Origin of the sequence: Streptomyces sp. NPDC101151, assembly GCF_044768335.1 — a bacterium.
GTDB lineage: Bacteria > Actinomycetota > Actinomycetes > Streptomycetales > Streptomycetaceae > Streptomyces.
Genome location: NZ_JBIWPP010000053.1, coordinates 1 through 22,555 on the forward strand (window position 1 = coordinate 1; position 22,555 = coordinate 22,555).

20 protein-coding genes are annotated in these 22,555 nt (G+C 71.7%); 4 read left to right on the plus strand and 16 right to left on the minus strand.

What is annotated here, in order from left to right; genetic code table 11:
- A partial coding sequence (locus ACIRU3_RS43250) for a type I polyketide synthase (protein WP_404069200.1) occupies positions 1 to 1,750 on the minus strand: 1,750 nt, incomplete at its 3' end.
- A gap of 807 nt (positions 1,751 to 2,557) precedes the next feature.
- Between ACIRU3_RS43250 and ACIRU3_RS43255 the strand changes: the two genes are divergently transcribed.
- The gene (locus ACIRU3_RS43255) at positions 2,558 to 2,851 is read left to right on the plus strand and encodes a hypothetical protein (protein ID WP_404069202.1); all 294 of its coding nucleotides are present in this window, start codon (positions 2,558 to 2,560) and stop codon (positions 2,849 to 2,851) included.
- A 191-nt stretch (positions 2,852 to 3,042) separates the two neighbouring features.
- On the opposite strand, the gene ACIRU3_RS43260 is transcribed toward ACIRU3_RS43255, so the two are convergent.
- The 8 genes from ACIRU3_RS43260 to ACIRU3_RS43295 form a co-directional block, all read right to left on the minus strand.
- Complete coding sequence (locus ACIRU3_RS43260) at positions 3,043 to 4,977, minus strand: SWIM zinc finger family protein (protein WP_404069203.1); 1,935 nt, start codon at positions 4,975 to 4,977, stop codon at positions 3,043 to 3,045.
- Positions 4,974 to 7,823 (minus strand): DEAD/DEAH box helicase, encoded by a 2,850-nt coding sequence (locus ACIRU3_RS43265; protein WP_404069205.1) that lies wholly within the window; start codon positions 7,821 to 7,823, stop codon positions 4,974 to 4,976. The genes ACIRU3_RS43260 and ACIRU3_RS43265 overlap by 4 nt, the downstream gene beginning before the upstream one ends.
- Before the next feature lie 96 nt (positions 7,824 to 7,919).
- Positions 7,920 to 8,501: a sugar kinase gene (locus ACIRU3_RS43270; RefSeq protein WP_404069207.1), complete on the minus strand. Its 582-nt coding sequence runs from the start codon at positions 8,499 to 8,501 to the stop codon at positions 7,920 to 7,922.
- Positions 8,498 to 9,643: an ROK family glucokinase gene (locus ACIRU3_RS43275; protein WP_404069209.1), complete on the minus strand. Its 1,146-nt coding sequence runs from the start codon at positions 9,641 to 9,643 to the stop codon at positions 8,498 to 8,500. The genes ACIRU3_RS43270 and ACIRU3_RS43275 overlap by 4 nt, the downstream gene beginning before the upstream one ends.
- A 117-nt stretch (positions 9,644 to 9,760) precedes the next feature.
- On the minus strand, positions 9,761 to 10,531 hold the full coding sequence (locus ACIRU3_RS43280; protein WP_404069211.1) for an ATP-binding cassette domain-containing protein: 771 nt from the start codon (positions 10,529 to 10,531) through the stop codon (positions 9,761 to 9,763).
- A complete protein-coding gene (locus ACIRU3_RS43285) occupies positions 10,528 to 11,646 on the minus strand; it encodes an ABC transporter permease (RefSeq protein WP_404069213.1) in 1,119 nt (372 codons plus the stop codon). Before ACIRU3_RS43285 ends, ACIRU3_RS43280 begins: the two co-directional genes overlap by 4 nt.
- Positions 11,643 to 12,647, minus strand: coding sequence for a sugar ABC transporter substrate-binding protein (locus ACIRU3_RS43290; RefSeq protein WP_404069215.1), 1,005 nt, complete (start codon positions 12,645 to 12,647; stop codon positions 11,643 to 11,645). Before ACIRU3_RS43290 ends, ACIRU3_RS43285 begins: the two co-directional genes overlap by 4 nt.
- A gap of 164 nt (positions 12,648 to 12,811) precedes the next feature.
- Positions 12,812 to 13,549, minus strand: a complete 738-nt coding sequence (locus tag ACIRU3_RS43295) for a GntR family transcriptional regulator (RefSeq protein ID WP_404069285.1) — start codon at positions 13,547 to 13,549, stop codon at positions 12,812 to 12,814.
- 130 nt (positions 13,550 to 13,679) lie between these two features.
- Between ACIRU3_RS43295 and ACIRU3_RS43300 the strand changes: the two genes are divergently transcribed.
- Positions 13,680 to 14,702: a Gfo/Idh/MocA family oxidoreductase gene (locus ACIRU3_RS43300; protein ID WP_404069217.1), complete on the plus strand. Its 1,023-nt coding sequence runs from the start codon at positions 13,680 to 13,682 to the stop codon at positions 14,700 to 14,702.
- A gap of 33 nt (positions 14,703 to 14,735) precedes the next feature.
- On the opposite strand, the gene ACIRU3_RS43305 is transcribed toward ACIRU3_RS43300, so the two are convergent.
- The 3 genes from ACIRU3_RS43305 to ACIRU3_RS43315 form a co-directional block, all read right to left on the minus strand.
- On the minus strand, positions 14,736 to 15,926 hold the full coding sequence (locus ACIRU3_RS43305; RefSeq protein WP_404069219.1) for a cytochrome P450: 1,191 nt from the start codon (positions 15,924 to 15,926) through the stop codon (positions 14,736 to 14,738).
- Positions 15,927 to 15,998: 72 nt separating this feature from the next.
- On the minus strand, positions 15,999 to 16,676 hold the full coding sequence (locus ACIRU3_RS43310) for a response regulator (protein WP_404069221.1): 678 nt from the start codon (positions 16,674 to 16,676) through the stop codon (positions 15,999 to 16,001).
- A gap of 83 nt (positions 16,677 to 16,759) precedes the next feature.
- Complete coding sequence (locus tag ACIRU3_RS43315; protein WP_404069223.1) at positions 16,760 to 18,022, minus strand: sensor histidine kinase; 1,263 nt, start codon at positions 18,020 to 18,022, stop codon at positions 16,760 to 16,762.
- Between the two features lie 179 nt (positions 18,023 to 18,201).
- On the opposite strand from ACIRU3_RS43315, the gene ACIRU3_RS43320 reads away from it, so the two are divergent.
- The gene (locus tag ACIRU3_RS43320) at positions 18,202 to 18,402 is read left to right on the plus strand and encodes a hypothetical protein (protein ID WP_404069225.1); all 201 of its coding nucleotides are present in this window, start codon (positions 18,202 to 18,204) and stop codon (positions 18,400 to 18,402) included.
- Between the two features lie 55 nt (positions 18,403 to 18,457).
- Here ACIRU3_RS43320 and ACIRU3_RS43325 read toward each other — a convergent pair whose 3' ends face one another.
- The 4 genes from ACIRU3_RS43325 to ACIRU3_RS43340 all read right to left on the minus strand — a co-directional run bounded on the left by ACIRU3_RS43325 (position 18,458) and on the right by ACIRU3_RS43340 (position 21,472).
- Positions 18,458 to 18,853: a ribonuclease domain-containing protein gene (locus ACIRU3_RS43325; RefSeq protein WP_404069227.1), complete on the minus strand. Its 396-nt coding sequence runs from the start codon at positions 18,851 to 18,853 to the stop codon at positions 18,458 to 18,460.
- 85 nt (positions 18,854 to 18,938) lie between these two features.
- A complete protein-coding gene (locus ACIRU3_RS43330; RefSeq protein ID WP_404069229.1) occupies positions 18,939 to 19,847 on the minus strand; it encodes a DMT family transporter in 909 nt (302 codons plus the stop codon).
- A gap of 111 nt (positions 19,848 to 19,958) precedes the next feature.
- Entirely contained in the window at positions 19,959 to 20,585 is a 627-nt protein-coding gene (locus tag ACIRU3_RS43335; RefSeq protein ID WP_404069231.1) for a dihydrofolate reductase family protein, read from the minus strand.
- A 74-nt stretch (positions 20,586 to 20,659) separates the two neighbouring features.
- The gene (locus ACIRU3_RS43340) at positions 20,660 to 21,472 is read right to left on the minus strand and encodes an AIM24 family protein (protein ID WP_404069233.1); all 813 of its coding nucleotides are present in this window, start codon (positions 21,470 to 21,472) and stop codon (positions 20,660 to 20,662) included.
- Between the two features lie 103 nt (positions 21,473 to 21,575).
- On the opposite strand from ACIRU3_RS43340, the gene ACIRU3_RS43345 reads away from it, so the two are divergent.
- Entirely contained in the window at positions 21,576 to 22,337 is a 762-nt protein-coding gene (locus ACIRU3_RS43345) for an SDR family oxidoreductase (protein ID WP_404069235.1), read from the plus strand.
- Positions 22,338 to 22,555 lie beyond the last annotated feature (218 nt).

Sequence of the window (22,555 nt, forward strand, 5' to 3'; positions counted from 1 at the left end):
CCTCATCAAACACAGACGCAAACACCGGATACGAGGCATACAACTCCCGCCCCATACCCACCCGCTGACTCCCCTGACCCGAGAACACCACCGCAACAGGTCCAGCAGCCGCACCCCCCACAGAGCCCGACACCACACCAACAGCGTCCTCGCCACGCACCAACGCACCCAACCCGGACACCAGAGCGTCCCGGTCCGACGCCAGCACCACAGCCCGGTCCTCGAAAACCGCCCGCCCCGACGCCAACGACCAACCGACATCCACCGGCGACAACCCCACGTCACCCTCGACGCAGGACACCAACCGCCCCGCCTGCCCACGCAACGCCTCAACACCACGACCCGAAACCACCCAAGGCACCACAACAGGCTCGATGCGCTGCTGCAGATCAGCGGGGGTCTCGGCGGGGTCCGCGCTTACTTCGAGTAGCGGCGGGCCTTCGAGCACAACGTGACAGTTGGTGCCTCCCATGCCGAACGAGGACACACCCACCACGGCTGGTTCGCCCGGCAGCGGCCACTTCTCCAGCTCCGTCTGCACCCGCAGATGCAATTCTTCCAACGGTATGGAGGGGTTTACCGAGTGGAAATGAAGGCTTGCCGGCAGCTCTCCGAAACGAATCGCCAGAACACTTTTCAAAAGTCCCGCGATACCCGCAGCACCCTCCAAATGCCCCACATTGGTCTTCACGGAACCAACGCGCAGCGCCGATCCATCGCGGTCGCGTCGGGCGGCTCCCAGAAACGCGCCCAGCGCGCCGGCTTCCACCGGGTCACCAAGCCGTGTGCCGGTGCCGTGGAGTTCGACGTATTGAACCGTCGCGGGGTCGACCCCGGCCTGTTCATAGGCTGCACGCAGGACATCTTCCTGCGCGGCCTGGCGAGGCGCCGTGAGCCCTTCGCCACCCCCGTCGTTATTGACGGCACTGCCCCGGATCACACAGAGAACCCGGTCATTGTCGGCGAGTGCGTCGGACAGTCTCTTCAGGACGACGAGGCCGCCGCCCTCTCCGCGCACAAAGCCATTCGCGTCGGCATCGAACGTCCGGCATCGCCCATCCGGCGACATTCCACCGAACTTCGACGTTTCGACGGCGCCCGCGTCCGACAGCATGAGGTTGACTCCGCCCGCCAGGGCGAGTGAGCACTCTCCGTGCCGCAGTGCCTGCACCGCCTGGTGGACCGCCACCAGCGACGAGGACTGTCCGGTGTCGACCACGAGACTGGGTCCGCGCAGGCCAAGAGCGTAGGAGACGCGGTTGGCGATGAGGCTGCGCGCCTGGCCGGTCAGCGAGTGCTGGCCAATGCCGTCGAGCCCGCGCCCCCTGGCCAACGCCGCGTAGTCGTCCCAGATCGCGCCGACGAAGACACCGGCACGGCTCTCGCGCAATTTGGGGGGCGCGATCCCGCTGTTTTCCAGGGCTTCCCAGCCGAGTTCCAGCATCAACCGCTGCTGCGGGTCCATTGCGGCGGCTTCTCGCGGGGAAATCCCGAAGAATGCCGGGTCGAATGTGTCGACTCGCTCCAGAAAGCCGCCCCAGCGGGAGTTCGACTTACCAGGTACAGAAGTATCGGCGGCGTATAGCTGAGCTACGTCCCAGCGCTCCGGCGGCATCTCGGAGACAGCATCGACGCCATCTCTGAGCAAACGCCAGAATTCTGCCGGATTCGACGCCTGCGGAAAGCGACAGGACATGCCGATTACCGCAATAGCACCGTTCCGCAAAATGGCAGAATCCGACGACTTCATCTCCGGCCCCCGTTCGCCGTCGAAGAATGAGTTCTCGCAGCTGCACGCCGCTTCCGCAGCCTAACGCAGTTTTCCCCGACTGCGAGCAACGCTAAATGATCTCGATCATCATCAGCAGCCTATGCCGAACCCAGGACTCATTGTCAACATCATTTGATGCGACCCGAACGCACCGCTGGCGGCATGCCGCCACGCCCCTCAGGGGCAGCGAACAGAGAGTGACCACGCCGGCGGCAACGAAGAGGAACATCCGCTTCGAACTACCGACCGTCATCACTCATGGTGATCACGCTCGAAGGTTCCCGTCCGTCGCGCTCATCTCGGTGAGCCATCTCACAGGTTCCCAAGGCGGAAAACCGCTGCCAACTCACCTCGTCCGAAGGACTTTCGCATCTGACGCCACGACAACTCAACCTGGCAGCCTGGAGATCGGACGACGGGACCTGACTCCCGCGTGCCGGTCGAGGACCGCAGGCCGCGCCGACAACCACGCCCGAGCGGGCGGCCTTTGGACCATCACCACTGCGCGCACCGAGCCACCCTGGAATCACCAGGGAACTCTCACACATCCTTCACCGGATGCCGGACCGTCACATCGAGGAGGCGGCCGGGGAGACGGAGGGAGCGGCAACTGCTCAAGCAGGGGCGGCTGTTGGCTTCGTACCCACTGGAGGTGGGGAGGGAGCAGCAGACGGTTCTCGAATCCGTCGGGTACTCCGAGGTGTGTCGGCACTGCGGTGCGGAGCTGGAGTGCCGGGGTGTCCAGGCCCTCGTGGGCGGCCGGTTGCGGTGGGACGTCGAGGAGACGTGTTCCGCTGTGGCTTCGCGGTGGCCGTCTGCGGTGGCGACCTGCCGCGCGAGCGCCGGGACCAGATGCTCGCCGAGCACGGGCCGGCGAGGCTGCGCGTCAGCAGTCCGTCGGCGAGCAGGGTCGCGATCATGCGCGTGCTGCGCGCCGAATTCGGTATCGACCTCGTGCAGGCAAGGAGCGTTCTGCACCGGGTGCTGTGCGGTGACTGGTCGGGCACTCTTCCCGAGATGGAACTCCTGGCCCGGAAGCTGCGCGCGTCCGGCGTCGCTGCCGTGGCTGCCCGGTCCTAAGGCTGTCCCGTAATCACCGGTGGATCAGCGCGCGGCGTCGGATGCGGTGCCTCGCAAGGCGGAGGGTCGTCCTCGTTCTGGGCGTGTTCGGGCGATCCGACAACGTGGTGAGGTGCCGTAGCTGTCGTCGTGCGCCAGCCGGGGATCACCGGACAGACCTCAGGGTTTGGTGCGCTCTGCCGGAGCCGGCCTCAGAGGTCGTCCGGTGTGCCCAGGCCCGTGAGGGTGCCGACCGGGTCCAGGTCGGGGGTGCCGCGGGGCCACCAGTCGTCGTGGCCCGGCTCGGACTCGTAGGCGTACCACAGGCCGTCCCTGCCCAGGCGGAGCTGGACATGGCCGCGGGGGTGGGTGAGGTGGTTGCGCCAGGGGCGGAAGGCCGGGAGGTCGGCGGCGAGCAGGAGTGGGCGGGCCCGGTCGAAGCGGCCGGCCGGCGGATCCCACGGCTCCTCGAGGACGGCCAGCGCCTCGAGCCCGCCCTGTCGCCAGGCGGCGACCGCGCGGGCCAGATCGGCCGGGGTGCGGCCGACGGCCGCGGCCAGTGTGGAGTACAGGGTGCGGGTGGTGGCGGTCAGGCCGGAGCCGGGGCGGGCGGCGGCGAGGCGCACCGCGTCCTGCCACAGGGTCAGTTCGCCCACCGGGTCACGGCCGGTGGCGAGCAGTGCGTGTGCGCGGGCGGCTGCGTCGGTGGCCAGCTGGTCGAGGGCGAAGGGGTCGGGTCCGCCGGGCGCGGCCGGGTACACCGGGGGCTGCTCCGGGTGCGGTGGCACGGGCAACGGGCCCGGCAGCGGCGGGAATCGGCGCGGGGCGAGGGCGTCGGCGGCACGGACGCCGGGCAGGGACCGTGGTGATCCCTGCTGGGCGGCCCGGGCCGCGCGGGCGGCACTGCGGCGGGACAGCGCGTCGAGCAGTTCCTTCTCACCCCGGCCTCGCAGCAGGAGCAGCACGAAGGGGTCGGCGTCGAGGAGGCGTGCCGTCTGATAGCAGAGGGCGGCCGCGTGCTTGCACGGGTGGCCGGAGTCGGGGCAACTGCACCGCGGGGCGAGGTCGCCGGGACCGGGCAGCAGGGGCACACCGCAGTCGGCCAGGGACTGGGGCAGCTCCTTGTCCAGGAGCGCCGCGATGTGCCCCGGCCGGTCGGCGGCCGCGTCCAGGAACCGCTCCCAGCCCTCGCCCTCCAGGGTGCGCAGCCGCACCTGCACCCGGTACGGCCGTGGGCGGCTCCCCCGCACATATGCCAGCACCAGTCCCGGGGTCACGGTGATGGCGTCCACATGGCCATGGTCCGCGTAACCCCGGCCGCGGACCAGCCGCTTGACGTCCAGCGCGCCCTGCTCCAGTGCGTTCACCCAGGCGTTGCCCCACCAGGTCTCGGCGAACGAGGAGTCCTCGGTGGAGGTCGCTCTGGCCGGGAACGCCGGGAAGGTGCGGCGGAGTTCGGAGTCGCGGTGGGGGGTGGCCATGGTGGCGGGGAGCTGTGGAGGTGCCGGGGCCGGGGGGCGGGGCTCGACGAGGCCGGTGTCGCTGCCGGGGGCGTCGTTGTCGTCCGTGTCCTGCGGGGTGTCGGCCGAGGAGGGCATGCGGAAGGCGCTCGTAAGGAACTGCCGCATGTCGTGGGCGGTTTTGACGCGGGCGGTCGGGGATGCCTCGCCGGGGCGCGCGGAGGCGGGTGAGGACGTGGCGGGCCGCGCCGGTGTACGTGTGCCACGCCGGGAGCCCGTCTCCTCCGCCGCGGCACGCACCGCCTCCTGGCGGGCGGACCGGAGGGCTTGTCTCGCCGCGTCGGCGGGACGTCCCGCAGGCCGTGCGGTGGGGGCGGCGTTGGGCGCGTCGCGGTCACCCGCGGCACGGGAGTCCGTCATGGCGCCGGTCCCGTCCCGGTCCGCTGTCCCGCCGGAGTCGCCGCTCTCGTCCGTCCTTGCGTCCTCACCCCGCCGGGCCGGTGCGGCCGACCGCAGAGCCGCCCGCACGGCATCCGCCGGCCTCGGTGCCACGGTGCCGGACTGCTCGGCCGCGCGCTCGGGCGTCGTCTCCTCCGCCGGTTCCTCCCGGTCGGTCTCCGTTCGCTCCCGGGCCGCCCGCAGGGCCTGGCGGGCAGCGTCGCCGGGACGCTGTTCCCCGGTCGTCACGAGGTCCTCCGCAGCGAGACCAGGTCGGACAGCTCCCGGTCGGTCAGTTCGGTCAGGGCCGCCTCGCCGGAGCCGAGGACGGCGTCGGCCAGGGCGCGCTTGGCCTCCAGCATCTCGGCGATGCGGTCCTCGACCGTGCCTTCGGTGACCAGGCGGTGGACCTGGACGGGCTGGGTCTGGCCGATGCGATAGGCGCGGTCGGTGGCCTGTTCCTCGACGGCCGGGTTCCACCAGCGGTCGAAGTGGACGACATGTCCCGCGCGGGTGAGGTTCAGGCCGGTGCCTGCGGCCTTGAGGGAGAGCACGAGGACGGGAGTCTCGCCGTCCTGGAAGCGGTCGACCATGCGCTCGCGCTCGGCCACCGGTGTGCCGCCGTGCAGGAGGTCCACGGGGATCGCGCGGGCGGACAGGTGGGCGGTGATGAGGCGTGCCATGCCGACGTACTGCGTGAAGACGAGCACCGAGCCGTCCTCGGCGAGCACGGTGTCCACCAGCTCGTCCAGGAGGGCGAGTTTGCCGGAGCGGGACACCGCGCGATCGGCGTGTGTGTCCTCCTTCAGGTACAGCGCGGGGTGGTCGCAGATCTGCTTCAGGGCGCCGAGCAGCTTGAGGACCAGGCCCCTGCGGGCGATTCCGTCCGCGGTCTCGATGGCCAGCAGCGACTCGCGCACCACCGCCTCGTACAGCGCGGCCTGTTCCCGGGTGAGCGGGACCGGGTGGTCCGTCTCGGTCTTGGGCGGCAGCTCGGGGACGATGCCCGGGTCGGACTTCTTGCGGCGCAGCAGGAACGGCCGTACCAGCCGGGCCAGGCGCTCCACCGCCTGCTCGTCCTCGCCGTTCTCCACCGCGCGTGCGTGCCGGGCGCGGAAGGACTTCAGGGGGCCGAGGAGCCCGGGCGTCGTCCAGTCGAGCAGGGCCCACAGTTCGGAGAGGTTGTTCTCCACCGGGGTTCCGGTGAGGGCCACGCGCGCGGGGGCCGGGATGGTGCGCAGTGCCTTGGCGGTCGCGGAGTACGGGTTCTTCACGTGCTGGGCCTCGTCGGCGACGACCATGCCCCAGGACTGCTCGGCGAGGTGCGCGGCCGTGGAGCGCATCGTGCCGTACGTCGTGAGGACGAAGCCTCCGGCCAGGCCCTGCAGGGAGCGGTCGGGGCCGTGGAAGCGGCGCACGGGGACGCCGGGCGCGAACCGGGTGATCTCCCGCTGCCAGTTGCCCAGCAGGGACGCGGGGCAGACGACGAGGGTCGGCTCGGTGCGGGCTCGCTTCAGGTGCAGGGCGATGAGCGTGATCGTCTTGCCGAGGCCCATGTCGTCGGCGAGGCAGCCGCCGAGGCCGAGGGTGGTCATGAGGTCGAGCCAGGCCAGACCGCGCAGCTGGTAGTCGCGGAGGGTGGCGGCGAGGCCGGCGGGAGGTTCGGCCGGGGCGAGGCCTGCCGTGAGACGGTCGCGCAGGGTGGCCAGCGCGCCGACGGGGACGGCCTCGACACTCTCGCCGTCGACCTCGGCCGTACCGGTGAGCGCGACGGAGAGCGCGTCGACCGGGTCGAGCAGGCCCAGTTCGCGTTTGCGGGCCTTGCGGACCAGGGCCGGGTCGACCAGTACCCAGCGGTCCCGGAGCCGTACGACCGGCCGGTGGGCCTCGGCGAGCGCGTCCATCTCGGCCTCGCTGAGCGGATCACCGCCGATCGCCAGCTGCCAGCGGAACTGGAGCAGGTCCTCGCCCTCGAAGAACCCGGTACCGTCGGTCGCCGAGCCGGGCGCGGGCCGTACCACCGCGGCGGCGGTGAGGTCGCGGGCGAGGTCCCGGGGCCAGTGCACGGCCACCCCGGCGGCGGCGAGCCTGGAGGCCGCCACGCCGAGCAGCTCGCCCAGCTCCTCCTCGGACAGCGCGAGCGCCTCGGGGACCTCCTGCTCGGCGAGCCGGTCCAGGGGCGGCCACACACGGGCCGCGCGCCGTACGGCGAGGGCGGCATCCACGCGCGCGCGTGGCCCGAAGGCCGCGTCGGCCTCCCCCGCCCACAGGGCCGCCGCGTCGGCCACCAGGGTCGGGTCGGCGAGGCTGTGCACCTGGACGATCGCCGCCCCCGCGGCGCGCGCGCCTTCGGCGGCACCGGCGTCGAAGACGTCGTGGGCGGACAGGTCCAGACGCAGCGAGATCCGTACGCCCGCGTCCATACCGGCGGCGACCTCCGCCGCCCAGTCGTGGGCGCCCGGCAGCGCCTGGGGCTCGCGGGCGGCGAAGGGACGGCCTGCGGTGTGGGGGGCGGCCGGGGTGCGGGGCAGGGTGTCGGCGACCGCGTCCAGGAAGGAGCGGATCAGTGCCTCCGGCTCGGGCAGCCGGAGCGGGCCGGGGTCGGGCAGCGGCACGGCGTGGCCCTCCGGGGGCAGGGCCGCGGCCACCGCGCGCAGGTGGGCGATGTCGTCGGGTCCCAGCGGGCCGGCCCGCCATGCATCGTGGCCGCTCGGGGTCAGGCCGGGCAGCAGACGGCCGCGGGCGACCAGCCGCAGCGCGTGCACGGCGGCGGCGCCCCAGCAGGCCGTGGCCGGGTGGGCGGCCGGGTCGCGGCGGGCCCGGACCAGCAGCGGCAGGGCCTCGGCGAGCGGCAGGGTCAGCGCGGGCACCTGCCGGCGGCGCACGCTCGTTCCATGACGTCGTACGACGGTCAGCTCTTCGGTGTCGCCGCCGGTGGGCAGCGGGCCGCCGTCGGGGTCCCAGAAGGCGAAACGGCCCGCGCGCGGCAGGGGCGCGGGCAGATAGACGGACGCGAGACGCACCGGCGGCGCGTTCCCCGCCGCGTCCCGGGGGTCTCCCGTGCGCTCGGCCACCCCGGCCGTGCCGCCGCTCATACGTCCTGCCACCTCCCGCCCGTACTTCGGATCAGACGTCCCCGACTCTACGGGCGGGGTCCGGCAACCGGCTCGGGCGACCGGCCGAGACGGCTGTCAGGGCACCGTGCGGGAGACGACGTACACCATCGGAAAGTTCGGGTCGGACATGTTCACGACGACGTCCTGGGTGGGCGCCGGGTTCTTCTGCTTGTGGGTGAGACCCGACCAGGGGCCGGTGCCGGTGAAGTTCCAGCCGGAGACCTTCTGGTCGCGGGGGCCGATGGTGACGTCGTCCTTCTTCAGCTGGTCCCGGCGCACTCCCATGGCCCCGAGGAAGCTGTCCAGGCCGGCGCTGTTGGTGCGGAACTGGACGTACAGACGGCTGGTCTTCCAGTTGTTGGTCTCGTAGTAGGCGATGTAGTCGGCGGGGTGCGGGACGGCCACCTGGTAGAGGCGGCGCTGCACCTTCGACGGCCAGCCCGGGGTGAGGCCGGTCGCCGAGTACTTCGCCTCCTTGTCCTTGCCGCTGTTGCGGCTCTGGTTGGCGGAGATCACCAGGTAGCCCGCCGGTACGCCGATGAGCAGCACGATGATCAGCAGGGTCAGCGCCCTGCGCCTGGCCTTGTGGCGCGGGTTCTCGGACGGCCCGCGCGGCTCGTCCGGTGGCGCGGCCTGATGGGGCAGCGACGCGGTCATGCGGTGTCCCGGTCGCGGCGGGCCTGGGCGTACCGCTCGTAGCGCTCGTACCGCTCCACCCGACGCCGCTTGGCCCGCCGGAACCGCCGGGCGACCAGCCGGGCCAGGTCGGCGGCGCCCACCATGCCGGCCTCGGGGCCGAGCTGGGCGCGGGTGATGCGGGCCTCGGGACGGTAGCCGCGGCCGGTGAGGTGGCGCTTGAAGGCGTCCCGGGCCGGGCCGATGAGCAGGTCGTCGGCGGCGCTGACGCCACCGCCGATCACGAAGCACGACGGGTCGAGGGCGGCGGCGAGGTTGGCGATGCCGACGCCGAGCCACTGGCCGATGTCCTGGAGCAGCTCCACGCACATGGCGTCGCCCTCGCGGGCCAGCTCGGTGATCATCGGGCCGGTGATGTCGTCGATGTTGCCCTTGACGTGCTCGATGATCCCGTAGGCCACCGGGGAGTCCGCCACGGCCAGCTCCTTGGCCTCGCGGACGAGCGCGTTGCCCGAGCTGTACTGCTCCCAGCAGCCGCGGTTGCCGCACGGGCAGCGGTGGCCGCCGGGCACGACCTGCATATGGCCGAACTCGCCCGCGACGCCGTACTTGCCGCGCTTGACCTGGCCGTCCTCCAGGATGGCGCCGCCGATCCCGGTGCCGAGCGTGATCATGACCAGGTGGTCCTCGCCGCGGCCGGCGCCGAAGCGCCACTCCGCCCAGGCGGCGGTGTTGGCGTCGTTGTCCACCAGGACCGGTACGGACAGGCGGCCGGCGAGGCGGTCGCGCAGCGGCTCGTTGCGCCAGGACAGGTGGGGCGCGAACAGGACGCGGTTGCGGTCGGCGTCGACCCAGCCGGCGGCGCCGATGCCGACGGCGTGGACGTCATGGCGGTCGGACAGGTCCAGGACCAGTTCGACGATGGTGTCCTCGACGACCTTGGGGCTCTTGGACTTGTCCGGTGTCTCCGTGCGGAGCTTCTCCAGGATGTTGCCGTCCGCGTCCACCACGCCCGCCATGACCTTGGTGCCGCCGATGTCGATGCCGACGGTGGGGACACGGGGGGCGGTCAGGTGGGACCGGCGCTCTCGTGTGCCGACGGTTCGCAGGACCGGGGCCCGGCGGGAGCCGATGGGGGCGGTGAGGTCGCGATAGGTGCTCATCGTTTGTCGATTCTGCCGCACGCTCACGGTGAGTGCTGCGCGGGGCAGGAGGAGGGGGCGCGCGTCCGTTGCCGAGTCCGGGCCGTCCGCGGCTGGTCGCGCGGCTCCCCGCGCCCCTCAGATGCGCTGCAGTTCGTGGACCAGGGCGTCCAGGTCGGCTCCCCCCGCCATCTGCTTGGTCAGCTCGTCCAGGCCGATTTCGTCCCGTGTGTAGTTGCCCACCATCGTGCCCCGGCGCAGCAGTACGAAGCGGTCGCCCACCAAATACGCGTGGTGGGGGTTGTGGGTGATCAGGACGACACCCAGGCCTTCGTCGCGTGCCGCCGCCACATATGTGAGGACCACACCGGATTGCTTCACACCGAGTGCGGCCGTCGGCTCGTCGAGGATCAGGACCTTCGCGCCGAAATGGACCGCCCTGGCGATGGCGACACACTGACGCTCGCCGCCCGACAGGGTGCCGATCGGCTGGTCGACGTCGCGGAGGGCGATGCCCATGCGGAGGAGTTCGGCCCGGGTCGTCTCGCGCATGAAGTCGATGTCCAGGCGCTTGAAGGGGCCCTTGCCCTTGCGGGGCTCGGAGCCGAGGAAGAAGTTGCGCCACACCGGCATGAGGGGGACGACCGCCAGGTCCTGGTAGACGGTGGCGATACCGCGGTCGAGGGCCTCCCGCGGGGAGGCGAGGGTCGTCTCCTCGCCCTCGATGCTCAGTGTGCCGCCGTCATGCCGGTGCAGGCCCGCGATGATCTTGATGAGGGTGGACTTGCCGGCCCCGTTGTCGCCGAGGACGCAGGTGATCTCGCCGCGATTGACCTCCAGCGAGACGCCTTCGAGGGCACGGACGGTGCCGTAGTGCTTGCTGACGTCGGCCAGCTGGACGAGAGTCACTTGTCGGCCTCCGCGCGCTTGCGGACCCAGGCGTTGAGCAGGGTCGCGAGGAGCAGCATCGCTCCGAGGAAGAACTTGAACCAGTCGGGATTCCATTCGGCGAAGACGATGCCCTTGCTGGTCATGCCGAACAGGAGTGCGCCGACGGCCGAACCGACCGCGCTGCCGTAGCCGCCGGTGATCAGACAGCCGCCGATGACGGCCGCGATGATGTAGATCAGCTCGTTGCCGACACCTTCGCCGGACTGGACGGCGTCGAAGGAGAAGAGCAGGTGCTGACCGGAGATCCAGGCGCCGAACGCCACGCCCATGTAGAGGCCGATCTTGGTCTTGGCGACCGGGACGCCGACCGCGCGGGCCGCGTCCTGGTTGCCGCCGACCGCGAAGATCCAGTTGCCGGCGCGGGTGCGCAGCAGGATCCAGGAGGCGAGGGCGACCAGGCCGAGCCACCACAGGATGGTGACCTTGAAGCCGACACCGCCGACGGTGAGGGTCGAGGCGAAGACGGCGTGGGCGCTCGGGAAGCCCTCCATGTCGGCGATGGTCTTGGTGGAGACCGTGCCGTCGATCAGCTTGGTGAAGCCGAGGTTCATGCCGGTCAGCATCAGGAAGGTGCCCAGCGTGACGATGAAGCTGGGCAGCTTGGTGCGGGTGAGCACGAAGCCGTTGAAGGCGCCGACGGCGAGGGTGACCAGGAGCGAGACGCCCACGCCGACCCAGGTGTTCGCCGTCATCTGGTAGCTGAACATCGACGAGATCAGTGCGGACGACGTCACCAGGACGCCCGCGGACAGGTCGAACTCGCCGCCGATCATCAACAGGGCCACCGGTACGGCCATGATGCCGATGGTCGAGGAGGCGTACAGGACCGTGCTGAGGCTGGCCGCGTGCAGGAAGCCGTCGGCGGCGAGGGCGAAGACGGCGAAGACGGCGAGGGCACCGACCACCGAGCCCAGCTCCGGACGGGCGAGCAGCCGCCGCAGCGTGGGGGTCCGCACAGTCCTTTGGTCCGGGGACTTTGCGGCAGCGGCCGGTTCGGCGGGGATCTTCTCGCCGGGGACTTTCTCGCCGGGGACCTTCTCGCCGGGGACCTTCGCGTCGGTCGGCGCGCTCATCGGGTGCCCCGCTCGGTGTACTCCGCCAGCGCGCCCGCCTGGTCCTTGGTGATGATCTGCGGGCCGGTGAGCACGGGCCGGCCACCGCCGAGGACGTCGCTGTTGTACTTGTACAGCCACAGCAGGTCGACGGCCTGGTAGCCCTGCAGGTACGGCTGCTGGTCCACGGCGAAGCCGAGGGTGCCGTCCTTCAGTTCGGCGGCGACCTTGGCGTTGAGGTCGAAGGTGTCGACCTCTGCCTTGCTGCCCGCGTCGGTCTTCGCCTTCACGGCGGTGTCGGCGTAGGGGGCGCCGAGGGTGACGACGGAGTCGACGGACTTGTCCGCCTGGAGCTTGGCCTCGATGGCCGACTGCACGTCGGGCATGTTGGTGCCGTTGACGTACAGCTTCTGCACCGTGCCGCGGAACGTCTTCCCGACACCGTCGCAGCGCTGCTCGTGGCCGACGTTGCCCTGCTCGTGCAGGACGCACAGGGCCTTCTTCCTGCCGCGCTTGTTCAGCTCGTCGCCCACCGCCTCGCCGGCGACGGTCTCGTCCTGGCCGATGTGCGTGAGGGCGCCGAAGGCCTTGGACTCCTCGGAGCCGGAGTTCACCGTGATCACCGGGATGCCGGCCTTCTCCGCGCGGGCCACGGCGGCCTTGAGGGCGTCGGGCTTGGCGAGGGTGACGATGATGCCGTCGACCTTCTTGTCGACGGCCGCGTCCACCAGCTGGGCCTGCTGCTGGGCCTCGTCGTCGTGCGAGTACAGGAAGTTGATGTTGTCCTTGACGGCGGCCTGCTTGGCGCCGCTCTGCACGATGTCCCAGAAGGTGTCGCCGTCTCCCGAGTGGGTGATCATCGCGAAGGTCCAGCGGGGCGTGTTCACCGCCGCCCTGCCCTGGGCGGCGGCAGCCTTGCGGGCGTCCTCGGCCCGTTTGCCGCCGGTGCTGCTGCAGCCGGCGAGGGTGAGACTGAGCGCCCCCGCCACCGCGATGCCTACCCAGGTCCGAAACCGTGCCACGAGGCCGTGCCCTTCTTGCCGTGTTCGTACGTACGCAAGGGGCCGGTGATCAGCTCAGCGGCCCCAAACGCTCCAGTATCGAACACGGGGCACACCCATGACACGACCGGGGAGCGCCCGACCGTCGCATTGTCCGGACATTGCGACGAATCGCGGGCGGCTGCTCAGGGGCGCACGAGCAGCTGGAACTCGAAGGAGTAGCGCGTCGGGCGGTAGGTGTGGTCGCCGAACTCGACCGCGCGGCCGGTGTCGTCGAAGGTGGTGCGCTGCATGGTGAGCAGCGGGGCGCCCTCGGCCTCGGCGAGCCGCTCGGCCTCGGCGGCGGTGGCGCCCCGGGCGCCGATGGACTGGCGGGCGCTGTGCAGGGTGATCCCGGCGGAGCGCATCAGCCGGTACAGGCCGGTGGCCTCCAGCTGGTCGGTGTTCAGGTCGAGCAGGCCGGGCGGCAGGTAGTTGATCAGGTACGCCATCGGCTCGCCGTGCGCGAGGCGCAGGCGCTCGATGCGGTGGACGTCGCTGCCCTCGGCGACGGCGAGCGAGGCGGCGACCTCGGCGGAGGCGGGGACGACGGTGTTGACGAGGACCTTGGTCGCGGGGCGCTGGCCGGCCGCCTCCAGGTCGTCGTAGAGGCTGCTCAGTTCCAGGGGTCGCTTGACCTGGCTGTGCACGACCTGCGTACCCACGCCCCGCCGGCGGACCAGCAGACCTTTGTCGACGAGGGACTGGATGGCCTGGCGGACAGTGGGCCGGGACAGGCCGAGCCGGGCGGCCAGCTCGATCTCGTTGCCCAGCAGGCTGCCCGGCGTGAGGCTGCCGTGCTCGATGGCGGCCTCCAGCTGCTGGGAGAGCTGGAAGTACAACGGCACCGGGGAGCTACGGTCCACACGGAGGTCGAGTGACACGGTCGGGTCCACATCTGGTTTCGGCACGGGCCCGAGCGTAGCCCCGTGCATGGTTGACGGGAAGTTGTGTAGTCCGATTGTCCGGACATTTGCATTGACAGCGTACGGGGTCCGCCCTCACTTTGATTCCATGCGCATCGGGGTCATCGGTACGGGCCGCATCGGCACCGTTCATGCGAACACGCTCAGCCGCCACCGTGAGGTCGGATCGCTGATCCTGACGGACGCGGATCCGGCGCGGGCGCAGGAGCTGGCACACCGGCTGGGCGAGACGGCTGCGCCCGGGGTCGACGAGATCTTCAAGTGGGGCGTGGACGCGGTGGTGATCACCACGGCGACGGCGGCGCACGCCGAACTGATCGGTCGGGCAGCGCGCTCGGGCCTGCCGGTCTTCTGCGAGAAACCGATCGCGCTGGACCTCCCCGGCACGCTGGCCGCGCTCGCCGAGGTCGAGACGGCCGGCACCGTCCTCCAGATGGGCTTCCAGCGGCGCTTCGACGCGGGCTACGCGGGCGCCCGGGAGGCGGTGCGCTCCGGACGGCTCGGGCGGCTGCACACCGTACGGGCGACCACCTCCGACCAGTCCCCTCCCCCGCCCGAGTGGCTGCCGCTGTCCGGCGGGCTGTTCCGGGACACGCTGATCCACGACTTCGACGTGCTGCGCTGGGTGACGGGCCGTGAGGTGGTGGACGTCTACGCGACCGGCTCGGACGCCGGGCCCGCCATGTTCCGCGAGGCCGGCGACGTCGACACCGGCGCGGCCCTGCTCACGCTGGACGACGGCACACTGGCCACAGCGACGGCGACCCGGCTCAACGGCGCAGGCTACGACGTCCGCATGGAGCTGGCCGGGGAGCGGGACACGGTCGTGGTGGGCCTGGACGACCGTACGCCGGTCGCCTCCACCGAACCGACCGGGCCGCCCGCCGCGGACAAGCCGTGGTCCGGCTTCCTGGATCGGTTCGGGCCCGCCTACGAGGCCGAGCTGTGCGCCTTCATCGAGTTGCTGCGCGGCGGGCGGCCCAATCCGTGCGACGGCCACGAGGCCCTGCAGGCGCTGCGGATCGCCGAGGCCTGCGAGGTGTCCCGGCGGGAGCGCCGCCCGGTACGGCTGGCGGAGATCCAGGACCGGGCACAGTCGTCGCACGGCTGATCCCGCGGGCGGATCACCGGCTCGACGAAAGCCTCACCAGCGCACCGGAAGGCTGCGCACCCCTCTCATCAGCATGCCCGGCAGCCAGTCGCCCGGGGAACCGTCGAGCGCCAGGCCGGGGGCGCGCCCCAGGAGGGTGCCGACGGCGATACGGCCCTCCAGGCGGGCCAGCGGAGCGCCCAGGCAGTAGTGGAGGCCGTGACCGAAGGCGAGGTGACCGCGGGTGTCGCGGCGGATGTCGAACCGGTGCGGATCGCTGTAGCGGTCGCCGTCTCGCTGGGCGGCGGTGAGACCGACCACCACGTGCTCGCCCTGCTCGATCACCCTGCCGGCGATCTCCAGCGTCTCGGCCGCGTACCGGAAAGTGGCACTCTGCACCGGGCCCTCGTAGCGCAGCATCTCCTCGACGGCGCCGTCCAGGAGGCTCATGTCGGCCCGCAGGGCGGCGAGTTGCTCGGGGTGGGTGAGGAGGGCGAGGACGCCGTTGCCGATGAGGTTGACGGTGGTCTCGTGGCCGGCGATCAGCAGCAGGTAGGCCATGCCGCGCAGTTCCTGCGGGGAGAGCCGGTCGCCGTCCTCGGCGGTGGTGCGGATCAGGTCGCTGAGCAGGTCGTCGGTCGGTCCGGCGGACCGCTTGTCCTCGATCAGCTCGGTGAGGTACTCGGCGAGGCGGACCACCGCGGCGTACTCCGTGTCCCCGTCGGTCGGGGCGACCATCTCCGTGGACATCTTCCGGAACTCCGCGCGGTCCATGTCCGGCACGCCGAGGAGTTCACAGATGACGGTGATGGGCAGCGGGAAGGCGAGCGAGTCGATGAGGTCGGCGTGGCCGCGCGGCAGCATCTCGTCCAGCAGGTCGTCGGTGATCTGCTGGATCCGCGGGCGCAGCTGCTCCACCCGGCGCATCGTGAACGCGCGGGTGACGAGGCCGCGCAGGCGGGAGTGCTGTGGCGGGTCGGTGGCCAGCAGATGCTTGCCGATCATCTGCTCGTCCAGGAAGGTCGCGCCGATCTTGTCGCCGTCCTTGGCCAGCCGGGGGTCGGCGAGGGCCGCGCGCGCCTCTTCGTACCCCACGACCAGCCAGGTCGAGTAGCCCTCGTCCGCTCCCGGCAGCCGAACGCGGTGCAGCGGGCCCTGCTCCCGCAGACGGGCGTACACCGGATGCGGATCCCGGTGGAAGGAGTCTCCGAACTCCCCCAGATCGACCACGTGTTGCCTGTCCATCGTTCCCCTTCCGGACTCCCCCGAGGCTCACCGGGCACCTCCCGGTGCAGGGACAACGCGCAGGGGGCCCGTTCAGTGCCCGTCCTCGTCCAGAAGTCCCGCGTCGTACGCCAGCAGGGCGATCTGGACCCGGTTGTTGAGGCCGAGCTTGGCGAGGATGCGGGAGACGTGCGTCTTGACGGTGGCCACGCTCATGAAGAGTTCGGCGGCGATCTGGGCGTTGGCCAGGCCCCGGCCGACGGCGACGGCGACCTCCCGCTCGCGGTCGTTGAGCGCATCGAGCCGATCCCGCGCGCGTGCCTGCCGGGAGTCGGCGGCGGTGCCGGCCGCGTGCCGCATCAGCTGGCGCGTGACGGCGGGCGACAGCACCGGCTCCCCGGCGGCGACCCGGCGCACCGCGTCGACGATCTCGGCGGGCGGGGTGTCCTTGAGCACGAACCCGGCGGCACCCGCGCGCAGGGCGTGCAGCACGTGCTCGTCGGCGTGGAAGGTGGTGAGCACCACGACCTCGGGCGGGTCCGCCCGCTCCCGCAGCCGCTGGGTGGCCGTGAGCCCGTCCACCGAGGGCATCCGGATGTCCATGAGCACGACGTCCGGCCGGGTCCGCTCGACCGCGTCCTCGACCTCACCTCCGTCGGCGGCCTCCCCGACGATCTCGATGTCTGCGGCCCCGCCCATCATCAGCGCGAGTCCGGCGCGCACCAGGGGGTCGTCGTCCACGAGGAGGAGTCTGATCGCAGTCGCAGTCATGGGGGTTACGTAATCACGTGCGCGCCGGTCGGTGGGCCGCCGTGGGCCAGGGCCCGCGTCGGCGGCAGGTCCCGCCGGGTCCCTCAGCTCGCGACCCACGGCAGCCGGCCCCGCACCTCGAACCCGCCGTCCGCGGTGCCCCCGTGCTCCAGGTGTCCGCCGGTCAGCGTGGCGCGTTCGGTCAGGCCGATCAGGCCCTGTCCGGAGCCGGGGACCGGCGGGACGTCCGATGCGGGGGCGGGGTTGCGGACCGCGATCGTCAGGCCGGACCCGGGGGCGCCGGTGACCTGGACGGTGACCTCGGTGCCGGGTGCGTGTTTGCGGGCGTTGGTCAGGGCCTCCTGGGCGATGCGATAGGCGGTGCGGCCGATCGAGGCGGGGACGGCGGCCGGGTCGGTGACGCGGTGGTCGAGGGTGACCTTCATGCCCGCCTCACGGGATTCGGCGACGAGGGCGTCCAGCGCGGCCAGCGTCGGCTGCGGGCCTCCCCCGGCCGCGTCGTCGGGCTCGCCCGCGCGCAGCACGCCGATGATCTCCCGCAGGTCCTGCAGCGCCTCGTGGGCGCTCTCCCGGATGACCCCCGCGGCCCGGGCGATCTCCGCCCGAGGTGCGTCCGGCCGGAACTCCAGGGCACCGGCGTGCACGCTGAGCAGGGTGAGCCGGTGCGCGAGCACGTCGTGCATCTCACGGGCGATGGCCTCGCGGGCCAGTCGCTGGGCCTGCTCGGCACGCAGCCGGGCCTCGGTCTCCGCGCGCCGGGCACGGTCGCGCAGGCTCAGCATGAGCTGCCGCTTGGAGCGGACGAACATGCCCCAGCCGATGACGGAGAGGGTGAGAAGGGCGGTGAACGCGACGACTCCGGCGTACGGGAGCTCGGGGTCGGGCCGCAGCCAGTAGAAGAGCGGGAGCAGGGCGAGGCCGATGCCGCCGATCCAGGCCACGTACCGGAAGGGCCGGTGCACGGCGAGGGTGAACATGACGACCAGCCCCGCGCCGCCCGCGGTGTTGGACAGGAGCCCGGCCGGGATCATCGCGACGGCGAGCCCGACCGGCCACCGGCGGCGCAGCCAGAGCGCCGCACAGGCGAGGGCGCCCAGCACCTGGTCGAGAACGGCGAGGGAGTGCGGCAGGCCGGCTTCGTCGGGCAGGGACCGCGCTGCCGCCACACCGACGACGACGGCCAGCACGAAGCAGGAGAAGTCGACGACCCAGTCGCGCGCGGTGCGCCGCGGCGGTCGGCCCGGGATCCCGGCGTCCGGGTCCAGCTCGTGCATCAGGGCGGAAGGGAACAGCCACCGGCGGCCCGCAAACTCCTGCGGCGTCCGCGCCGGCTCGTCACTACTCACGATCGACAAATCTACGCAGCATCGGCTCCGGCCACCGCCCCGCGGGCCGGATCGCCGACCAAAGTCTCACCGCCGTGGACTTTCGATGGTCCGGTCCCGGCGGGACGTCAGCCTTGCGGCGCACAGAACTCGCCCCGCGGCCGATGCGTGGGGGGAAGCCGCGGGGCGAGAGTCGTGCCATGAAACAGCTGCTGGAAGTTCTCGGGTTCATCGCCCTGATGCAGGGCGCGCTGGGCCTGGTGCACGAGTTCACCGACTGGCATGTCGGCCTCGTGCAGCGGCTCGGCCTCCTCGACGGCTACGGGGTCTACGCGAGTGTCGCCCTGGTGGTGCTGGCGTTCGCGCTCTTCGCCGCCGCGGAGAGCCGGGGGGCCGGCTGACCGGCCGCCGGGCCCCCGGCTGTGCGCACCGTTCCGCAGGTCCTGTCGGCCCGGCTCAGCAGCCGAAGTCGACCAGGTCGAACGTGGCGTAGTGGTCGGAGGTGTAGTAGTCCTCCTGGGACTCCTCGCCGGTCACGATGCGCCGGGCACCGCGGGTGGGGGAGCCGGGGGTTTTCACCGTGTACTCGTGGTAGTAGCCGGACTGCTGCTTGGGCAGGACGCCTTCACGGTTCGAGAAGACGGTGCCGTCCTGCGAGTACGGGAAGGGACCACCCTGGTCGATGAGGTCCAGGGTGTCGTGCGCCTGCGACGGCAGGTCGCTGGAGCAGATGCTGCCGACGGATGCGGCTGCGGCGTCCGCCGTGGTGGCGGAGACGGTGCCGCCCACGAGGAGGGCGGACAGGAGGGCGGCTGCAGCGCCGATACGAGTTGCGCGTGGGGGGAATCGCATGCACCCATGATGACGCGCGTAGACGTTGGCATGTCAACGACAAGGTTGAAGAATTTCCCATCAAGTCCGATGAGTTTTCAGGAAGTTAACCTGTGGCCCGCCGCCCCCACGCGGTCCCCACAAGGACCAGTGCGCCACCCGCGAGACCGAGCGCTCCGAGTCGTTCCCCGCCGAGTGCGATGCCGGCCGCGGCCGCCCACAGCGGCTCGGTTCCGAGCAACAGGCTGACCCGGGACGGGGAGGTACGGCGGACCGCCCACATCTGCACGAAGAAGGCGAACAGCGTGCACAGCGCCGACAGGAACAGCAGCCCGGCCCACTCCCGCACCCCGAAGCCGGCCGCGGCCGCCCACGGCCTGGGGCCGGTGCCGGCCGACAGGAGTGCGAAGACGGCGACGGCGGTGCCGAGTTGGACGGCGGTGAGCGGCAGGGCCTCGGCGTCCTGGAGGGACCGGATCCGGGACATCGCGAGGACGTGCAGCGTGCGGGCCAGGGCGGCGAGCAGCATCAGCAGGTCGCCGAGGGAGGGCCGGGTGAAGCCGGCGCCCTGGGTGAGCAGCACGACGCCGAGCACCGAGAGGGCCGCCGCGCCCAGGAAGGAGGACGTGGGCCGGGTCCGGGTGACCGCCGTCTCGGCGAGCGGCGTGAAGATCATGGTGAGGCTGATGATGAGGCCCGCGTTGGTCGCCGAGGTGTGCACCACCCCGTACGTCTCCAGCAGGAAGATCCCGCTCAGGACCGTCCCCAGCAGGGCCGCGCCGCGCCATTGGGCACCGGTCAGGGCGCGCAGGGACCGCCGTCCGGCGACGGCCAGTACGGGCAGCACGAGCGCGAACCGCAGCACCAGCACGGCGATCACCGTGCGGGCGGTGGTGATGTCCTTCGCGGCGAGGTAGCTGGCGCCCCAGAACACCGCGACGAGCAGGACGGGCAGGTCGGTGTGCCAGGCGCGGCGGGGCGCGGCCGTGACACCCGGTACGGCGATCGACGACATGGGGGCGGCTCTCCCGGTCTCCGGAAGGGGTGCGGAGACGTCGGCGGCTCGCACGGGGCGCGATCACCGTACCGGCGGTGCCGATCTTCGGCCAGGAGTTTCCCCGGGGGGCTAGGCGTCCTCGGGAAGTGCGAAGGACCCGTACTCCGGGCGGCCCAGCAGGTCGTACGACTGGATGGAGACACCCGCGCCGGTGACCCGCCCGCCGGCGTGCCGGAAGCGGGTGGGGACCGCGCCCTCCTGGAACAGGCGGCGGCCGGCGCCGAGGACGACCGGGAAGGTCAGCACGTGCAGCGTGTCGATCAGTTGCAGGTCCAGCAGGGAGCGGACCAGCGCGCCGCTGCCGTGGATCTGGAGTTCACCGTCCGTGCGCTCCTTGAGGGCCGCGACCTCCTTGGCGAGGTCGCCGCTCAGCACTGTGGTGCCGGACCACTCAGGCGCCCGGAGCGTACTGGAGACGACGTACTTCGGAAGTGCGTTGAGCCTGCCGGCGACCGGGTCGGCCGGGTCGGTCACCTTCGGCCAGTAGGAGGCGAAGATCTCGTACGTGCGGCGGCCGAGCAGGAAGGCGTCCACACGGTCGAAGACCTCGGTGACGAACCGCCCGAAGTCCTCGTCGCCGTACGGGAAGCTCCAGCCGCCCTGGTCGAAGCCGCCGCTGGTGTCCTCCTGGGGGCCGCCGGGCGCCTGGTGGACGCCGTCGAGGGAGACGAAGATGGTGGAGACGAGCTTGCCCATGACGGGTGCCTTCTTCCGGGTGCGGGGTCCGCTGTCATCACCTCAGACCCCGCCCGCCCCCGTAACTCATCGGTTCAGCCGGTGTGCGTCGAGAACAGTCCGCCCGTCGGGCCCTGCTTGTCGCCGCCCTGGGCCTTCTTCAGGGCGTTGGCGAGGCTCTCGATGGTGAGGGACTGCAGGATCACCCGGCCGTTTCCCTCCAGGGTGGCCAGGGACAGGCCCTCGCCGCCGAAGACGGCGTTCATGATGCCCTGGCGGTTGAGGCCGCCGACGCGCTGGACGCCGTACTGGATGCCCTCCTCGAAGGCGACCACACAGCCGGTGTCCACCTCGATCCGGCCGCCGAAGTCCGCCGGGTTCAGATCGATGAAGTTGCCCGCTCCGGCGATGATCACCGTGCCGTACCCGGTGAACTTCTCCAGGATGAAGCCCTCGCCGCCGCTCATGCCCGTACGGCCGCCCTGGAAGGCGATGCCGAACTCGACGCTGGACTCGGCCGCCACGAAGGCGTCCTTCTCGGCGAACCACGCGCGCGTGCCGTCCAGTTCCAGAGCGCGCATCTCGCCGGGCAGCACGCCCGCGAAGCCCACCGTGCCCTCGCCGCCCTGGGCGGTGAAGTACTGGAACGCCAGCGATTCGCCGGCCAGCATGCGCTGACCGACCTGCATGGCGGTGCCCATGGCCTGGCGCAGCATGCCGCCCATGCCGCCGCCTCCGCCGCTCTGCTGCCCGCCGTTGCCGGACGGGCCGGACAGCCGCGTCTCCATGGTCACGTTCGTCGTCTTGAACAGGAACTTTCCGGCCTCGCAGTACATGGTCTGGCCGGGGTGCAGGTTGACGACCGCCATCTGCATGGCGTTGCCGACGATCTCTTGCTGAAGGGTCACGCGGGGAGAACGCAAAAGGTGGAGCGGAGAGTTCCGGCTACGGCCGGATCTGGGTGTCCGTTCGCCGCCAGCGGACGCGGCGCCGGGCCGCTGGGATGGACGCATGACGAAGACGACGTGGACACACGGTTCTCTCGACGGGAAGACGGCCCTGGTGACCGGGGGCAGCCGGGGCATCGGCGCGGCCGTCGCCCTGCGGCTCGCACACGCCGGTGCGGACGTGGCGGTGACCTATGTACAGGGCAAAGAGGCGGCCGAGGACGTCGTACGGGCCGTGGAGGCACTGGGGCGCCGGGCGGTCGCGCTGCGCGCCGACTCGGCGGACGCGACGGAGGCGGCGGGCGCGGTGGAACGTACGGCGGAGGTGTACGGCGGGCTCGACGTGCTGGTGAACAACGTGGGCGTGGGTCTGCTGGGCCCGCTGCACACACTGACCGTGAAGGAGGTCGACCTGGTGCTCGCGGTGAACGTGCGCGGAGTGTTCCTGGCCTCCCAGGCGGCGGCCGCGCGGATGCCGGCCGGCGGCCGGATCGTCACGATCGGTACGTGCATGACCCAGCGGGTGCCGGGGCCGGGCGGGACGCTGTACACGACGAGCAAGGCGGCGCTGGTCGGGCTGACGAAAGCGCTCGCGCGGGAACTCGGGGAGCGCGGGATCACCGCGAACATCGTCCATCCCGGACCTACGGACACGGACATGAACCCGGCGGACGGGCCGTACGCGTCCGCGCAGGCGGCGATGACGGCACTGGGGCGGTTCGGTACGGCCGACGAGGTGGCGTCCATGGTGGCGTACCTGGCGGGGCCGGAGGCCGCGTACGTCACGGGCGCGGAGTTCGCCGTGGACGGCGGGCACGCGGCCTGAGCCCTCCATGACCGAGCCCGGTCCGGGAGGGACACGTGGGGCGCAGCGGTGCTGTCCAGGCCGGCGCGCCCCACGCGTGTGCGGGCCGGCCGGGGCCCGTCCGGCGGATCACCCCGGAGCCGCGGGGCATGGTGCGCCCATCTGCGCTGATGGGGCACCGTTGCCGCAGCCCGCCCGACCCGCCCGACAGACCCGGGGCCTGTCTTCCGGATCTTGCC

What these genes read in the sequence shown, in the direction of transcription:
- ACIRU3_RS43265 (WP_404069205.1), bottom strand. Translation starts at nt 7,823, where the DNA reads ATGAGCGGCGGCACGGCCGGGGTGGCCGAGCGCACGGGAGACCCCCGG.
- ACIRU3_RS43270 (WP_404069207.1), bottom strand. Translation starts at nt 8,501, where the DNA reads ATGACCGCGTCGCTGCCCCATCAGGCCGCGCCACCGGACGAGCCGCGC.
- ACIRU3_RS43275 (WP_404069209.1), bottom strand. Translation starts at nt 9,643, where the DNA reads ATGAGCACCTATCGCGACCTCACCGCCCCCATCGGCTCCCGCCGGGCC.
- ACIRU3_RS43285 (WP_404069213.1), bottom strand. Translation starts at nt 11,646, where the DNA reads ATGAGCGCGCCGACCGACGCGAAGGTCCCCGGCGAGAAGGTCCCCGGC.
- ACIRU3_RS43300 (WP_404069217.1), top strand. Translation starts at nt 13,680, where the DNA reads ATGCGCATCGGGGTCATCGGTACGGGCCGCATCGGCACCGTTCATGCG.
- ACIRU3_RS43305 (WP_404069219.1), bottom strand. Translation starts at nt 15,926, where the DNA reads ATGGACAGGCAACACGTGGTCGATCTGGGGGAGTTCGGAGACTCCTTC.
- ACIRU3_RS43310 (WP_404069221.1), bottom strand. Translation starts at nt 16,676, where the DNA reads ATGACTGCGACTGCGATCAGACTCCTCCTCGTGGACGACGACCCCCTG.
- ACIRU3_RS43320 (WP_404069225.1), top strand. Translation starts at nt 18,202, where the DNA reads ATGAAACAGCTGCTGGAAGTTCTCGGGTTCATCGCCCTGATGCAGGGC.
- ACIRU3_RS43325 (WP_404069227.1), bottom strand. Translation starts at nt 18,853, where the DNA reads ATGCGATTCCCCCCACGCGCAACTCGTATCGGCGCTGCAGCCGCCCTC.
- ACIRU3_RS43330 (WP_404069229.1), bottom strand. Translation starts at nt 19,847, where the DNA reads ATGTCGTCGATCGCCGTACCGGGTGTCACGGCCGCGCCCCGCCGCGCC.
- ACIRU3_RS43335 (WP_404069231.1), bottom strand. Translation starts at nt 20,585, where the DNA reads ATGGGCAAGCTCGTCTCCACCATCTTCGTCTCCCTCGACGGCGTCCAC.
- ACIRU3_RS43345 (WP_404069235.1), top strand. Translation starts at nt 21,576, where the DNA reads ATGACGAAGACGACGTGGACACACGGTTCTCTCGACGGGAAGACGGCC.